18 protein-coding genes are annotated in these 14359 nt (G+C 71.6%); 8 read left to right on the top strand and 10 right to left on the bottom strand.

Going from position 1 to position 14359, the window contains the following annotated elements:
- Nucleotide 1: 1 nt before the first annotated feature.
- On the top strand, nt 2-655 hold the full coding sequence (locus ABIA32_RS14920; RefSeq protein WP_370095023.1) for an MBL fold metallo-hydrolase: 654 nt from the start codon (nt 2-4) through the stop codon (nt 653-655).
- A complete protein-coding gene (locus tag ABIA32_RS14915; RefSeq protein WP_370095021.1) occupies nt 652-888 on the top strand; it encodes a hypothetical protein in 237 nt (78 codons plus the stop codon). Before ABIA32_RS14920 ends, ABIA32_RS14915 begins: the two co-directional genes overlap by 4 nt.
- 153 nt (nt 889-1041) lie before the next feature.
- Here the strand turns inward: ABIA32_RS14915 and ABIA32_RS14910 are convergent, their stop codons facing one another.
- The 3 genes from ABIA32_RS14910 to ABIA32_RS14900 form a co-directional block, all read right to left on the bottom strand.
- The gene (locus ABIA32_RS14910; protein WP_370095019.1) at nt 1042-1623 is read right to left on the bottom strand and encodes a hypothetical protein; all 582 of its coding nucleotides are present in this window, start codon (nt 1621-1623) and stop codon (nt 1042-1044) included.
- A 98-nt stretch (nt 1624-1721) separates the two neighbouring features.
- Complete coding sequence (locus ABIA32_RS14905) at nt 1722-3182, bottom strand: sensor histidine kinase (RefSeq protein ID WP_370095017.1); 1461 nt, start codon at nt 3180-3182, stop codon at nt 1722-1724.
- A complete protein-coding gene (locus tag ABIA32_RS14900) occupies nt 3179-3907 on the bottom strand; it encodes a response regulator transcription factor (protein WP_370095015.1) in 729 nt (242 codons plus the stop codon). Before ABIA32_RS14900 ends, ABIA32_RS14905 begins: the two co-directional genes overlap by 4 nt.
- A gap of 212 nt (nt 3908-4119) precedes the next feature.
- Between ABIA32_RS14900 and ABIA32_RS14895 the strand changes: the two genes are divergently transcribed.
- Genes ABIA32_RS14895 through ABIA32_RS14885 form a run of 3 tightly spaced genes read left to right on the top strand, consistent with a single transcriptional unit; the run spans nt 4120 to nt 6783 of the window.
- Nucleotides 4120-5499, top strand: a complete 1380-nt coding sequence (locus ABIA32_RS14895; RefSeq protein WP_370095150.1) for a ferric reductase-like transmembrane domain-containing protein — start codon at nt 4120-4122, stop codon at nt 5497-5499.
- A gap of 25 nt (nt 5500-5524) precedes the next feature.
- Nucleotides 5525-6019 carry an FMN-binding protein gene (locus ABIA32_RS14890; protein WP_370095013.1) on the top strand — a complete coding sequence of 165 codons (495 nt, stop codon included), beginning with the start codon at nt 5525-5527 and terminating at the stop codon, nt 6017-6019.
- A complete protein-coding gene (locus tag ABIA32_RS14885) occupies nt 6016-6783 on the top strand; it encodes an FAD:protein FMN transferase (RefSeq protein WP_370095012.1) in 768 nt (255 codons plus the stop codon). The genes ABIA32_RS14890 and ABIA32_RS14885 overlap by 4 nt, the downstream gene beginning before the upstream one ends.
- Nucleotides 6784-6855: 72 nt before the next feature.
- On the opposite strand, the gene ABIA32_RS14880 is transcribed toward ABIA32_RS14885, so the two are convergent.
- On the bottom strand, nt 6856-7059 hold the full coding sequence (locus tag ABIA32_RS14880; protein ID WP_037607354.1) for a cold-shock protein: 204 nt from the start codon (nt 7057-7059) through the stop codon (nt 6856-6858).
- A gap of 332 nt (nt 7060-7391) precedes the next feature.
- On the opposite strand from ABIA32_RS14880, the gene ABIA32_RS14875 reads away from it, so the two are divergent.
- Nucleotides 7392-7595: a cold-shock protein gene (locus tag ABIA32_RS14875; RefSeq protein ID WP_370095009.1), complete on the top strand. Its 204-nt coding sequence runs from the start codon at nt 7392-7394 to the stop codon at nt 7593-7595.
- A gap of 87 nt (nt 7596-7682) precedes the next feature.
- On the opposite strand, the gene ABIA32_RS14870 is transcribed toward ABIA32_RS14875, so the two are convergent.
- From ABIA32_RS14870 to ABIA32_RS14855, 4 genes are all read right to left on the bottom strand, one after another.
- On the bottom strand, nt 7683-7814 hold the full coding sequence (locus tag ABIA32_RS14870; protein WP_370095007.1) for a hypothetical protein: 132 nt from the start codon (nt 7812-7814) through the stop codon (nt 7683-7685).
- A gap of 95 nt (nt 7815-7909) precedes the next feature.
- A complete protein-coding gene (locus ABIA32_RS14865) occupies nt 7910-8647 on the bottom strand; it encodes an ABC transporter permease (protein WP_370095005.1) in 738 nt (245 codons plus the stop codon).
- Nucleotides 8644-9396: an ABC transporter ATP-binding protein gene (locus tag ABIA32_RS14860; protein ID WP_370095003.1), complete on the bottom strand. Its 753-nt coding sequence runs from the start codon at nt 9394-9396 to the stop codon at nt 8644-8646. Before ABIA32_RS14860 ends, ABIA32_RS14865 begins: the two co-directional genes overlap by 4 nt.
- 63 nt (nt 9397-9459) lie before the next feature.
- Nucleotides 9460-10068, bottom strand: coding sequence for a TetR family transcriptional regulator (locus ABIA32_RS14855; RefSeq protein WP_370095001.1), 609 nt, complete (start codon nt 10066-10068; stop codon nt 9460-9462).
- A gap of 139 nt (nt 10069-10207) precedes the next feature.
- Here ABIA32_RS14855 and ABIA32_RS14850 point away from each other — a divergent pair, with 139 nt between their 5' ends.
- On the top strand, nt 10208-11170 hold the full coding sequence (locus ABIA32_RS14850; protein ID WP_370094999.1) for a TauD/TfdA dioxygenase family protein: 963 nt from the start codon (nt 10208-10210) through the stop codon (nt 11168-11170).
- Between the two features lie 136 nt (nt 11171-11306).
- On the opposite strand, the gene ABIA32_RS14845 is transcribed toward ABIA32_RS14850, so the two are convergent.
- Complete coding sequence (locus ABIA32_RS14845) at nt 11307-11726, bottom strand: MarR family winged helix-turn-helix transcriptional regulator (protein ID WP_370095148.1); 420 nt, start codon at nt 11724-11726, stop codon at nt 11307-11309.
- Between the two features lie 149 nt (nt 11727-11875).
- On the opposite strand from ABIA32_RS14845, the gene ABIA32_RS14840 reads away from it, so the two are divergent.
- Nucleotides 11876-13369, top strand: a complete 1494-nt coding sequence (locus tag ABIA32_RS14840) for an MFS transporter (protein WP_370094997.1) — start codon at nt 11876-11878, stop codon at nt 13367-13369.
- Here ABIA32_RS14840 and ABIA32_RS14835 read toward each other — a convergent pair.
- Nucleotides 13296-14294, bottom strand: coding sequence for a TerC family protein (locus ABIA32_RS14835; RefSeq protein WP_370094995.1), 999 nt, complete (start codon nt 14292-14294; stop codon nt 13296-13298). The two genes, ABIA32_RS14840 and ABIA32_RS14835, sit on opposite strands and share 74 nt — an antisense overlap.
- Nucleotides 14295-14359 lie beyond the last annotated feature (65 nt).

Genomic DNA, 14359 nt, shown 5'->3' with positions numbered 1-14359 from the left:
CATGACGTATCACGGAGCGGTGAAGGTCGGCGGGGCCCCGGACGTCCGGGAGTTGGCGCACCTGGTGATCACGAAGATCGCCGTCGGCCCCATGAACAACAACGCCTACCTGCTGCGCTGCCGGGCGACGGATGAGCAGCTGCTGATCGACGCGGCGGCCGACGCGCCGACGCTGCTGGAGTCGGTCGGCGACAGCCTCGCCACCGTGGTCACGACGCACCAGCACCAGGACCACTGGAACGCCCTCGCCGACGTCGTCCGCGCCACGGGCGCCCGCACGGCGGCGGGCAGGATCGACGCGGAGGGCATCCCGGTCCCGACCGACCTGCCGCTCGACGACGGCGACACCCTGCACCTCGGGGACGTCACGCTCACGATCCGGCACCTGGTCGGCCACACCCCGGGCGCGATCGTGCTGCTCTACGACGACCCGCAGGGCCACCCGCACCTCTTCACCGGGGACTGCCTCTTCCCCGGCGGCGTCGGCAACACCTGGGGCGACCCGGCCGCCTTCCGCAGCCTGTACCACGACGTGTCGACAAAGCTCTTCGCCCCGCTGCCGGACGAGACCTGGGTCTATCCGGGCCACGGCGACGACACCACGCTGGGCGCGGAGCGCCCGCACCTGCCGGAGTGGGAGGCCCGGGGCTGGTGACGGACTCCGCAGCTTCCACCACCGCCTGGGCCAAGCTCGGCGCGGATCCGGGACTGTGCGCCGGCTGTCGCCACCACCTGCTCAACGAGACCCGCCGCGGCACCGCGTACCTGCGCTGCGGCCGCGCGGCGTCCGACGACCGGCTGCCGCGCTACCCGCGGCTGCCGGTCGTCGACTGCGTGGGTTTCGAGGGCGTCGCAGCCACCGATGGCCCTGATCAGGCCTTCGCGTAGTCCGCGGCTCCGCCCGCGAAGTCGTGGCCGACCCAGGCGTCGTTCCCCAGAGTCCCCCTCCGCACCTGGCGGATCAATGCCCGCCGGTAGCCGGCGCTGCGCTCTGTGACACGAAGACCCGCCGACTGTCAACAACGCTCGTGGTCTGTACGGCTAGCGCTTGGGCCGTGCGGTCGGCCGAGCGGTCGGGTGCGTGGTCGGGGCCGGGGTGAGCTGGTGCTGGACGAGTGGAAGGCGCGGGGCGCAGAGGCCCGGCGCGGATTTGGACACGTCGGCGGCGAGCCTGAGCAGCACCGCGTAGCCGTCCTGTGGCCGACTCCCGCGCCGCGCGCGGGTGACGGCGAGGGCCGTGCCCTCGGCGGCGCGGCTCAGTACGAGCGGGTCGTCATTGCAGGGGCGCGTCAGCCGGGTGAGCAGCGCGGTCTCCGCCGCCAGGGTCCGGCCGTGCTGGTCGGTCGCGTAGAGGTAGGACGCGGCCTGCGCCAGCGTCGCGGCAGGGACACCGGGCGAGGGCGAGGCTGAGGACGTCGCCGTGGGTGGCGACGGCGAGGCGGCGACCGCCGCGTCGCCGGAGTGCGGCGGGCTGACCAGCCCCGAGATGGCGCCGACCAGAAGCACCAGTCCGCTGCAGCCGAGCAGGGCTATCACGCCGGGCTTTCCACCGGGCTTCCCACCGGACCCGGCTTCGGCCGACGGCTTTTCGGGCGGTTCGGGTTCTCCCCATGGCGCGCTCATGCCCGACTCCCCCGACTCGCCCGGCTTCGGTCCGAAGCAGCCAGCGTCGCAGTCGTGGAGAACCAGTGTGCTTACTGTTGCCGATTCGTGACGCTGCGTCAGTCGGAGGCGCGGTCCGGGAGCCGGACCTCGAAGCGGGTCCGGCCGGGTTCGGAGCGGACGGCGACCGAGCCGCCGTGGGCCGTGGCGACGGCGCGGACGATGGCGAGGCCGAGGCCGGTCGAGCCGGTCGCGCGGGTGCGGGCGCGGTCGCCGCGGACGAAGCGCTCGAAGACCTGCGAGGCCAGTTCCGGCGGGATGCCGGGCCCGGTGTCGGTGACCGCGAGCGCGACCTCCCGCGCTGACTCGTCGCGGGCCAGCGACAGCGTCACGGAGGTGCCCGGCGGGGTGTGGATGCGGGCGTTGGCCAGCAGGTTGGCGATCACCTGGCGGAGCCGGTCGGGGTCGCCGGTGATCAGCAGCGGCTCCTCGGGGAGCTCCAGCTGCCACCGGTGCTCGGGGCCGGCCGCCCGCGCGTCGGACGCGCTGTCGAGGGCGAGCCGGGTCAGGTCGACCTCGGCCGAGGCCAGTGGGCGTCCCGCGTCCAGGCGGGCCAGCAGCAGCAGGTCCTCCACGATCGCGCCCATCCGCTGCGACTCCGACTCGATCCTGCGCAGCGCGTGCCGCACCGGTTCGGGGGTCGGCTCCGGGTGGCGCAGCGCCAGTTCCGCGTGGCCGCGGATCGTCGCCACCGGCGTGCGCAGCTCGTGGCTGGCGTCGGCCGCGAAGCCGCGCAGGCGTTCCTCGACGGCCTGGCGCTGGGCCAGGGCGTCCCCGACGTGGCCCAGCATCCGGTTGAACGCGACACCGACCCGGCCGACCTCGGTCTGCGGGTCCTGGTCCGGCACGCGTTCGCGCAGCGCGACCTCCCCGCTGGCCAGCGGCAGACAGCTGACCTGTTCGGCGGTCCGGGCGACCCGCTCCAGCGGACGCAGGGCCAGCCGCACCCAGAACGCGCCGACCGCCGCCGTGACCGCGAACGCCGAAGCGAAGACCATGAGTTCGACGACCAGCAACTGCCGCTGCATCGAGTCGACCTGACTCAGCGGCAGGCCGGTGACCAGCACCTCCCCGCCCGTTCCCGCCTGGGCCACCAGCCGGTAGTGGCCGAGCCGTGCCAGCCGCAGGCTGGCCGGGCTACCGCCCACCGGCAGCGCGGCGAGCTGCGCCTGGACGCTCGCGTCGAGCTGCGGGTGGTCGCCGGGTTCGCCGCCGATCAGGTCGTCGGTGTCCCCGTCGACCACGCCGACCGCGACCACCCGGCCGCCCTTGAGGCATGCGCCGAAGGTGCCGCTGGCCTGGGCTCGGGTGTCGCCGCGACCGTGCTCCAGGCTGGCCGCGTAACGGCCGCCCGCCGCAGCGAGCTGCTGGTCGACCCGGGTGACCAGGAAGTGTTCGAGCTCCGAGGTCGTCACCAGGCTCACCACGGCACAGGCCACGACGAGCAGGGCGAGCAGTCCGGCGATCAGCCGCGCACGCAGGGTCCTGGGGACGAGCCGACGCGGCAGTCTCAGCCTCACACCGGGGCCTTGATCAGGTATCCGGCGCCGCGCACGGTGTGGATCAGCGGCTCGCGCCCATGGTCGATCTTCTTGCGCAGGTAGCTGATGTAGAGCTCGACGACGTGCGCCTGCCCGCCGAAGTCGTACGACCAGACCGCGTCCAGGATCTGCGCCTTGCTCAGCACCCGACGCGGGTGCCGCAGCAGGAAGCGGAGCAGCGCGTACTCGGTCGGACTCAGCTCGATCGGCTCGCCGCCCCGGCTCACCTCGTGCGAGCGTTCGTCGAGGACCAGGTCGGCCAGCGACAGCGTGTCCTCCTCCACCGCGACCGCCTGCTGCGGTTCGGCCCGGCGCAGCAGCCCGCGCAGTCGGACCACGACCTCGGCGAGGCTGAACGGCTTGGTGACGTAGTCGTCGCCACCAGCCGCGATCCCGCCGATCCGGTCCTCGACGGCGTCGCGTGCGGTGAGGAAGAGCACCCGCACCTCGGGGCGCTCGGCGTGGATCCGGCGCAGCACCTCCAGACCGTCGAAGTCCGGCAGCATCATGTCCAGCACCACGGCGTCGGGCCGCCAGCGCGCGGCCAGCCGTACCGCCTCCTGGCCGCTCGCCGCGCCCTGCGCCTCCCAGCCCTCGTAGCGCAGCGCGCCGCAGAGCACCTCGACCAGGTCGGGTTCGTCATCGACGACGAGGATGCGACGCGGCGGGACGGGCGTGGTGATCTCCTGCGACATGGGGCCCATTCTGCGGCAGTCGTGGTGGAGCCCATGAGAATGCCATGAGATCCCGATGCCGGAAAGCCCCGGAATTTCGCTCGCCGCTTCGGCTCTGACCTGGGCAAACGCGCTCCGGGATGCTTCGTGTCCGGCTCGGTACTCATAGCTGATTGAGAGTCTGCGCTGTCAGGGTTGCCACAGACAGACCAATTCAGACATTCGTCGCCGGAGAGGAGCCGCTGGTGAGCACCGTGACCGAACACCGCACCCGCCGCAGCGGGCACCGCGCCGTGCGGACCAGCCCGCTGCCCGTGGACACCGTGGCCCGGCTGGTCCAGGCCGCGATCGCCGTGGGCGCGCTCGGCGTACTGGCGATCTGGTGGAAAAACACGCTCGGTGTCGTCGGCGCCGACCAGTGGCTGACGAACGCCGGGCGGATCACCGGCCTGCTGGCCGGCTACGCCGCGCCCGTCCTGCTGCTGCTGATGGCGCGGCTGCCGCTGCTGGAGCGCGAGGTCGGCGCGGACCGGCTGGCCCGCTGGCACGCGGTCGGCGGCCGCTACCTGGTCGGACTGGTCTTCGCGCACGTCACCAGCATCATCTGGGGCTACGCGCTGACCGACCACCGCAACGTCGTCGGCGAGGGCGTCAACATGGCGCTGACCTACCCGGACATGCTCAAGGCGACCTTCGGCACCGCCCTGCTCCTCGCCACCGGTTTCTTCTCGGCCCGCGCCGCGCGCCGCCGGCTCGGATACGAGACCTGGTACTACCTGCACCTGGCGACCTACCTCGCCGTCGCGCTCGGCTTCGCGCACCAGCTCAGCAACGGCGCCGATCTGGGCCAGGGCCCGGAGCGGCTCGCCTGGTACGCGCTCTACCTGGGCACCGCCGCGCTGCTGGGCTGGTACCGGCTGCTCCGCCCGGCTCTGCTGGACCGCAAGCACCGGCTGCGGGTGGCCGAGATCCGCCCGGAGGGGCCGGGAACGGTCTCGCTCTTCCTGACCGGGCGGCGCCTGGACGAGCTCGGCGCGGAGGCCGGGCAGTTCTTCCGGCTCCAGTTCCTCGCGCCCGGCCTGCGTTTCGCGGCCAACCCCTACTCGCTCTCCGCGCCGCCCGGTCCGGACTACCTGCGCTTCACGGTGAAGGACCTGGGCGGTCACAGCGGGGCCGTGGCCGGGCTGAAGCCGGGCACCAAGGTCCACGCCGAGGGTCCGTACGGGGCCTTCACCGCGCGCCGCCGCCGGGCGCGGCAGGTTCTGCTGGTCGCGGCCGGGGTGGGGATCACGCCGCTGCGGGCGCTCTTCGAGACGATCCCGGCCGCCCCCGGCGAGCTGACCCTGCTCTACCGGGCGAGCCGCGAGGAGGACGTGCTCTTCCGCCGCGAGCTGGCGGCCATCGCCCAGGCGCGTGGCGCGCGGCTGCAGTTGCTGGTCGGGCCGCGCGCGGAGGTCGGCGATCCGATCGAGCCTGCGACGCTGTCCCGGCTCGTCCCGGGGCTGGCGCGGCACGACGTCTACGTCTGCGGCCCCGACGCGCTGACCGCACGCGCCGTCGCCGCCCTCCGGGCGGCAGGCGTACCGCGCCGCCGCCTGCACCACGAGTCCTTCACCTTCTAGCCTTCGTTCACTCCGGGGAGCTGCCATGCGCCGCGCCATCGTCACCACCACCGCCACGGCGGCGGGCGTCGTCCTGCTGCTCTCGCTCAAACCGCACGGCGGGGCCTCGGCCGCCGGCCAGACGCCGGTCATCAGCTCGGGCTCCGACAGCACGACATCAGCTGGCTCCGCCGCGTCCACATCTACACCGGCTCCGGGCGCGTCGAAGACGGCCGCGAAGACCACCACCAAGGCGGCGTCGACCGGCAGCTACACCGGCACGGCGGTCGACACCCGCTACGGCCCGGTCCAGGTCCGGATCAGCGTCAGCGGCGGGAAGCTGAGCAAGATCGACGTGCTGCAGTATCCGAACGGCATGCAGAAGGACATCGAGATCAACGGCTACGCGCTGCCCGTGCTCAACCAGGAGGCGCTGGCCGCCCAGAGCGCGAAGATCGACATGGTCTCCGGCGCGACCTACACCAGCACCGGTTACACCCAGTCGTTGCAGAGCGCCCTGGACCAGGCGGGCCTGAAATGACCACGCCCGCGACGACGCCCCTCGCCCACGCCGAGCATGTGATGGGCACCGTCTTCTCCTTCGCCGTTCGCGACCCCGGTCCGGCCGTCGAGGCCGCGCTGGGCGCGGCCGTGGCCCGACTGCACGCGATCGACGCGCTCTTCTCCCCCTTCCGGCCGGAGAGCGAGCTCAGCCGCGTGGCGCGGGGAGCACTGGCGCTCGCGGACGCTGATCCGGAGCTGGCCGAGGTGCTGGAGCGCTGCCGGGAGGTCGCCGAGCAGACGGACGGCTGGTTCACCGCCTGCCCGGGCGGACGACTCGACCCGAGTGGCTGGGTCAAGGGCTGGGCGGTCCAGCAGGCCTGCGAACTCTTGTGCCAGGCGGGATCGACGGAGCACTGCGTCAACGGCGGCGGCGACATCCAGTCGGTCGGCGGTCCCTGGCGCATCGGCGTCGCCGACCCGGCGCGTCCCGGCGCGCTGGCGACGGTCCTCGTGGGGCGCGACCTCGTCGTCGCCACCTCGGGCACCACCGAGCGCGGCGCTCACATCCTCGACCCGCACGCGGGCACGCCCGCGACCGGGCTCCGCTCGCTGACGCTGGTCAGCACGGGCCGGGGCCGGATCGCCCGGACCGACGCCTGGGCGACGGCCGCCTTCGCGATGGGCCCGGAGCTCGGCCTGGCCTGGGCGGAACGGCAGCCGGAGCTGGAGGCCTTCGCCCTGCTCCCGGATCCCTCATCCCCGCCTCGCTGCACGAGCGGCTTCCTCCGCCACGCCGCCTGAACCGGACACTGCCCCGAAACGCACAGGCCCCGCCCCGGCAGAGCCGGAACGGGGCACTGGCACATCTGGGGGTCAGATGATGGTGATGTTCTCCGCCTGCGGGCCCTTCTGGCCCTGCGTGACGTCGAACTCGACCTTCTGGCCTTCCTGCAGCTCACGGAAGCCCTGGGCGTTGATGTTCGAGTAGTGGGCGAAGACGTCGGCGCCGCCGCCGTCCTGCTCGATGAAACCGAAGCCCTTTTCGGCGTTGAACCACTTGACGGTACCGGTCGCCATAATCTGCCTTTTCTTCTGTGATGACGTGCAGGTCAAGACCGTACACGGTTGGCGATCACCCGACCATGAACCGCGCGGTGCGCCACGCCGACGAGTGGAGACGAGTCCCGACGCGTGTCGCTGGGTGCTGCTGGATGCCCCTGGGGTGACGCAGTCCTCATCCTGTAGGCTTTGCGTCAGTTGCAGTCGTGGTTCCCTAAGCTTCACCGCCCGTGATCGCGATCACGGGCGTTCGTGCTTTCTGAGGTCTCTCCGGACCAGGGTGATCAAGCCGGCGACACGGCCGCCGCGTTCCCTGCGGCAGCCGAACACTCTGGAGACAGGAGATAACTATGGCCACCGGTACCGTGAAGTGGTTCAACGCCGAGAAGGGCTTCGGCTTCATCGAGCAGGACGGCGGCGGCGCCGACGTCTTCGCCCACTACTCGAACATCAACTCGCAGGGCTTCCGCGAGCTCTTCGAGGGTCAGAAGGTCGAGTTCGACGTCACCCAGGGCCAGAAGGGCCCCCAGGCGGAGAACATCACCATCATCTGATGCACTGATGTGTGAGCGGCCCGCCCCGGCACTGCCGGGGCGGGCCGCTCTGCTTATCGGCTTGTCGCTTTCGGCTTTGCCGCCGGCTCAGGCGGTGCCGCGCCGACGACGGCCCCTGCCCTCGTTGGGGAACTTGAAGCCGCCCATCATGAAGCCCAGCAGCCCCGCGCAGATGATGATCACGCCGAGTGAGAACCCGATGATCTCCAGCACCACCACGTCCTGCCCCTTTCCTAGCTCCGCGCCACCGACGCTAGGGCAAATCGGACAGATCGGCGAATTCTGCCTCCCGCGTGAGGGCGACTGAGCATCGGCTATGCGGTCCGGCGACGCAGCGTCGCGGCGCCCAGGGCCAGCGCGAGCAGCGCACACCCCAGGACCACCAGCAGGTCCAACGCCACCGTGCCGCCGAAGCCGGACTCGGTGGTGAGTTTGTTCATCGCGTCGACGGCGTAGGAGAGCGGCAGCGCGTCGGAGATCCCGTGCAGCCAGGCGGCCATGGAGGCGCGCGGCGTGAAGAGCCCGCAGAGCAGCAATTGCGGCAGCAGGAACGCGGGCATGAATTGAACGGCTTGGAATTCCGTGGCCGCGAAGGCCGAGACGAAGAGGCCCAGCGCGGTCCCCAGCAGCCCGTCCGCGACGGCGACCGCGAGCAGCGCCCAGCTCGGGCCGGCCACGTTCAGGCCCAGCAGGCCGACCGTCAGGCCGAAGGCCAGCAGTCCCTGCACCAGCGCCACCAGCCCGAACGCGAGCGCGTAGCCGAGCAGCAGGTCCAGCTTGCCGAGCGGCATCGTCAGCAGCCGTTCCAGCGTGCCACTGGTCCGTTCGCGGAGCGTGGCGACGGCGGTGACCAGGAACATCACGATCATCGGGAAGATCCCGAGCATCGGCGCGCCGATGCTGTCGAAGACCTGCGGCTGCCCGTCGAAGACGTACTTGAGCAGCAGGATCAGCAGGCACGGCACGACCAGCAGCATCGCCACGGTGCGCGGGTCGTTGCGCAGCTGGAGCAGCACGCGGCGGGCGGTGGCGAGAGTACGGCGGGCGTTCATCGGGTCTCTCCTGCGGCAGCGGTTCCCGGGATCGCGTCGAAGCCCGCGACCAGCTTGAGGAAGGCCGCCTCGATGTCGGGTGCGCCGGTCGCGGCGAGCAGGGCGGCCGGGGTGTCCTGGGCCAGCAGCCGGCCCTCGCGCATCAGCAGCAGGCTGGTGCAGCGGGCGGCCTCGTCCATGACATGGCTGGAGATGAGCAGCGTCGCCCCGCCGGCTGCGAGGCGGTGGAAGAGCTGCCACAGGTCCTGCCGCAGCACCGGGTCCAGGCCGACCGTCGGCTCGTCCAGGACCAGCAGCTCCGGCGCGCCGAGCAGCGCTGCCGCGAGCGAGACGCGGGCCCGCTGGCCGCCGGAGAGGCGGCCCACCAGGTCGTGCTCGCGGCCGTTGAGGCCGACCTCCTCCAGCACCCGGGCGGGGTCGGACTTCGGCGCGCCGAGCACCTCGGCGAAGTAGCGCAGGTTGGCGCCGATCGACAGGTCGGCGTAGACGGACGGCGCCTGGGTCACGTAGCCGACCTTGTCGCGCAGCTGCGGACTGCCGGCCGGGTGGCCGAGCACGCCGACCTCGCCGGAGGCGATCTGCTGCACGCCCACGACGGAGCGCAACAGCGTCGTCTTGCCGCAGCCGCTGGGGCCGAGCAGGCCTGTGACCGAGCCACGGGCCACGGCGAGGTCGAGACCGTGCAGCACCGGTCTGCCGCCCCGGGCCACGCGGAGGCCGTGGACCTCGATGGCTTGCGAATTCATCATGCGTTGAGTTTTGCGCCGCGGAGCTCTCGCGTCAAGCGTCCGGACGAGGGGACCGAGGCGGCTTCAGCCCGCGAGGTAGCGCTGGAGGGTCGGCGCGAGCAGGGGCACCAGATCCTCGGCGTCCGCCGAGGCGATCGGCTCGGCCGCGATCACGTACCGCGCGACGGCCAGCCCGATGATCTGCGCGAGCACCAGCTCGACCCTGAGCTCCGGCTGCTCGACCTCCAGCGCGGCGGCGAGGCGGGTCACCAGCTCGCGGACGACGAAGCCGCGCAGCAGCTCGGCGATCTGCTCGCTGCCGACAACCGTGCGCAGCACGGCGAGCAGCCGGTCACGCACCTCGGGCTGCTCCCACATCGTCAGCACGAAGCGCGCCGTCCGCTCCCCCACCTCGGCGCGGTCACCGGCCAGGATCAGCCCGACCACGGTGGCCGGCTCTACGGGGAAGTCCAGTGCGGCGAGGAAGAGTTGCTCCTTGCTGCCGAAGTAGTGGTGCAGCAGCGCCGCATCGACGCCCGCGAGGCGGGCGATCCCGCGCATGCTGGCCTTCTCGTACCCGCGCGCCGCGAACTCCGTGCGCGCCGCCTCCAGCACGGCCCCTCGGGTGTCCGCGCCGCCCGGCCTCCGACCGGTCCGTTTGGTCGGCCGCGAGCCTTCTTCCTTGTCGCTCATGCGTCCATACTCGCCGAAAGCCCGCTGGAAGTTGCTTCATGCAAGGGCCATGACGCTGCAACAGAACCGGTCCACGATGGGACTGGAACGCGTTCTACCGAACGCGACCTACCCGATGGAGACCCTGAGAGGAGCCGCAGTGGCGACAGCACCGAGCGCACCGACAGCACTGGAACTCACCCGGATCACCGGCCGCATCGGCGCGGTCGTGCACGGCCTCAAGCTGGACGGCGAGCTGCCGCGGACGACCGTCGAGCAGGTCCGTGCCGCGCTGCACGCGCACAAGGTGCTCTTCTTCCGTGGCCAGCACCACCTCGACGACGCGAGCCACGAGGCGTTCGCGCGCCTGCTCGGCCACCCGGTCGGCCACCCGACGGTGCCGGCCGCGGACGGCCGCTACGTCTTCGAACTGGACGCCACGAAGGGCGTGCGCGCCAACAACTGGCACACCGACGTCACCTTCGTCCCCGCGTACCCGGCCGCGTCCATCCTCCGCGCCGTCGAGCTCCCGCCCTACGGCGGCGAGACGATGTGGGCGAACACGGCGGCGGCGTACCGCGCGATGCCTGCGGCGCTGAAGGTCTTCGCAGAGCAGTTGCGTGCGGTCCACACGAACGACTTCGACTACGCGGCGCGGCTGGGGCTGCGCCCCGAGCTCGCGGAGAACCGCGAGGTGGCGGACCTGTTCCGGCAGGTGTTCGTGTCGACGGCGTTCAAGACGGAGCATCCGGTGGTCCGGGTCCACCCGGTGACCGGCGAGAAGACGATCCTGCTGGGCGCGTTCACGCAGAGCCTGGTCGGCTTCGCGAGCGACGACAGCCGCGAGCTGATCGCGCTGCTTCAGCGCTTCGTCGAGAAGCCGGAGAACACGGTCCGCTGGTCCTGGCAGGTGGGCGACGTGGCGATCTGGGACAACCGCGCGACCCAGCACTACGCCGTCAACGACTACGGCGACCACCCCCGCCTGGTCCGTCGCATCACGCTCGACGGCGATGTGCCGGTCGGCGTGGACGGCGTGCCGAGTCGCCTGCTTGAACCTGCGGAGCCGCCGAGGGTTGCGGGCATCGTCCCGGCAGCGGAGCTCGAAGCACTCTCGCACTGAGGGGACCTCTGGGGGCGCGAGGAACTGCGCGAGAAACCACCCTGTGCGAATGGCCCTGAACATTGAGGACCATCCGCACGTCGGTGGCTTGTCGCGCCCACGCGGCGGAGCCGCATTTCAGCAGAGCCTCGCGCCCCTAAAGGCGAGGCCAGGGGCGGGCTTCGGTGTGTTCGATGCTGGTGTTCAGGCGGGTCAGGACCCGCGACAGCTCGGCGACCTCCGCGTCGGTCCAGTCGGTGAGGACCCGGGCCAGCCCGGCAATCGCCCAGTCGCGGTCAAGCTCCAAGCGGCGCACTCCCTCCGCCGTCACGCGGAGCTTGCGGGCGACGCCGCCGTCGGGGTCGGGGATGCGCTCGGCCAGGCCGGCGCGGAGCAGCGCCGCCGTCTGACGGTTCACCGTCGAGGCGTCCAGGCCGAAGGCCTCCGCGAGCTGGCCGATCGACATCGGCCCCTGCGTCCGCAGCCGCGTCAGCAGCGTGTACGCGCTGCGTTCGAGGCGGTCCTCCGGCTGGTCGCGCCGAAGTGCGGCCATCGCCGCGTGCCGCCCGAGCAGCATCAACTCGCGTTCGATCTGCGGCAGCTCCTCGTGCACCGCACAGCCTCCCGTCTCGGTCCGGCAGCAGGGTATCGCCAGAACCCATCTATGTACGGTACACATACTGTGCACGATACATAGCTGTCCCGCCCCGCCTGCCAGGAGCGCCGATGACGAGCACACCCCCTCACCCCGTGACCGCCCCGCCCCGGCGCCCCGGCGGAGCGATCATCGGCGTCCTCGCCTGCGCCGGCATCGTCGTCTCGCTGATGCAGACGCTGATCGTCCCGCTGATCCCCAATCTGCCGCACCTGCTGCACAGCAGCGCCGCGAACACCTCCTGGGCCATCACCGCGACCCTGCTCGCCGCCGCAGTCGCCACGCCCGTGCTCGGGCGGCTCGGCGACATGTTCGGCAAGCGCCGCATGCTCGTGGCGAGTCTGCTCCTGCTGGTCGCCGGTTCGCTGGTGAGCGCGCTCGGCAGCTCGCTCGCTTCGATGATCGTCGGTCGCGCGCTGCAGGGCTGCGGCATGGCCGTCGTCCCGCTCGGGATCAGCGTGATGCGCGACGAGCTGCCACCCGAGAAGCTCGGCTCGGCGATGGCACTGATGAGCTCCTCACTCGGCATCGGCGGCGCGCTCGGACTGCCCGCGGCGGCGACCATCGCTCAGCACAGCGACTGGCACATGCTCTTCTGGACCTCCGGCGCTCTCGGCGCGGCCGTCGCGGTGCTGGTGGTCGCCGTCGTGCCCGAGTCACCGCTGCGCGCCGGAGGGAGCTTCGACGTGATCGGCGCGGCCGGTCTCTCGGCCGGCCTGCTCTGCCTGCTGCTCGGGATCTCCAAGGGCGGCGACTGGGGTTGGGGCAGCGGGACCACGCTCGGGATGTTCGCGGCGGCCGCCGCCGTACTGGCCGTCTGGGCCTGGTGGGAACTGCGGCGGCCCGCGCCGCTCGTGGACCTGCGCACGACGATGCGGCGTCAGGTGCTGCTCACCAACGTCGCCTCGATCGTGGTCGGCTTCGCGATGTACGCGATGTCGCTGATCGTGCCGCAACTGCTGGAGCTGCCGAAGGCGACCGGTTACGGGCTCGGCCGGTCCATGGTGGCGGCCGGTCTCGTCGTCGCCCCCTCCGGACTGGTCATGATGGCCGTCTCGCCGCTCTCGGCCCGGCTCTCGGCGGCGCGCGGCCCGAAGGCCTCGCTGCTCACCGGCGCGCTGGTGATCGCCCTCGGCTACGGCCTGGCGCTTCCGCTGATGCACCACGTCTGGGGCGTGCTGCTCTTCTCCAGCGTGATCGGGGCGGGCATCGCCTTCGCCTACGCGGCGATGCCCGCGCTGATCATGTCGGCGGTGCCGCCGTCCGAGACCGCCGCCGCCAACGGCCTCAACACCCTGATGCGCAGCATCGGCACCTCCACCTCCGCCGCCGTGATGGGCGTGGTGCTCTCGCACCTGACCATCCGGTTGGGACCGGTCACGCTGCCCTCCGCCCACGGCTTCCGGGTCGGCTTCGTGATCGGCGGCGGGGTGGCCCTGCTCGCCGCGCTGCTGACGCTCGCGATCCCGGGGCGGAAGCCCGCCTCGACCGTCACGGCAGCCGTCCCGCAGCCTGCTGCGCCTGCTGCGGAGTCTCCTGCCGACGCGAGGCCCGCAGCGACGTGATCGTCGTGACGGCCAGCACCACCACGATGAAGGCCAGCGAGAACGGGATGCCGATCTCCGGCGCCCAGTGCGCGCCGGCCTCGTGCAGGGCGTGCAGCAGCAGCTTCACGCCGATGAAGCCGAGGATCACCGAGAGCCCGTAGGAGAGGTGGACCAGCTTCTTGAGCAGGCCGCCGATCAGGAAGTAGAGCTGGCGCAGGCCCATCAGCGCGAAGGCGTTCGCGGTAAAGACGATGTACGGATCCTGCGTCAGCCCGAAGATCGCGGGGATCGAGTCCATCGCGAAGAGCACGTCCGTGCTGCCGATCGCCAGCATCACCACCAGCATCGGGGTGATCAGACGCTTGCCGTTCTCGACGACGAGCAGCTTGGTGCCCCGATACCCCTCGGTCGCCGGGAAGCGCCGCTCGACGGCCTTGAGGAAGCCATTCTCCTCGAACTCCTCGGCGGCGTCGTCGGCGTGATCGGCCCGCGCCTCCTTGATCAGCTTCCAGGCGGTCCAGATCAGGAAAGCGCCGAAGAGGAAGAAGATCCAGGAGAAGCTCGCGATGACGGCCGCACCCGCCGCGATGAAGATCGCCCGCAACACCAGGGCGATCAGCACGCCCACCGTGAGCACCCGCTGCTGATACGCGGGCGGGACGGCGAACTTCCCCATGATCAGCACGAAGACGAAGAGGTTGTCGACGCTGAGCGACTTCTCGGTGATGTACCCGGCGAAGAACTCCGCCGCCGGGCCGCCGCCCGAGTGCCACCAGAGGAAGCCGCCGAAGAGCAGCGCCAGCACGACCCAGACCACGGTCCAGAGACCGGCCTCGCGCAGCGAGACCTCATGGGGTTTGCGGCCGCCGATGAAGAAATCGGCGGCGATGAGTACGGCGAGTACGGCGATGGTGGTGGCCCACATGGCCACGGACGCGTCCATGAACGGCTGCTCCTCCGGCAGGCACAACTGTCTGCCGGAGGTCTCCTCCGCCCTGCCTGGCAGGG

This window comes from Streptacidiphilus sp. MAP12-20, from assembly GCF_041262525.1.
Lineage (GTDB): Bacteria > Actinomycetota > Actinomycetes > Streptomycetales > Streptomycetaceae > Streptacidiphilus.
Note: the sequence above shows the minus strand (reverse complement) of the source record. Positions and strands in the feature narration are given on the sequence as shown.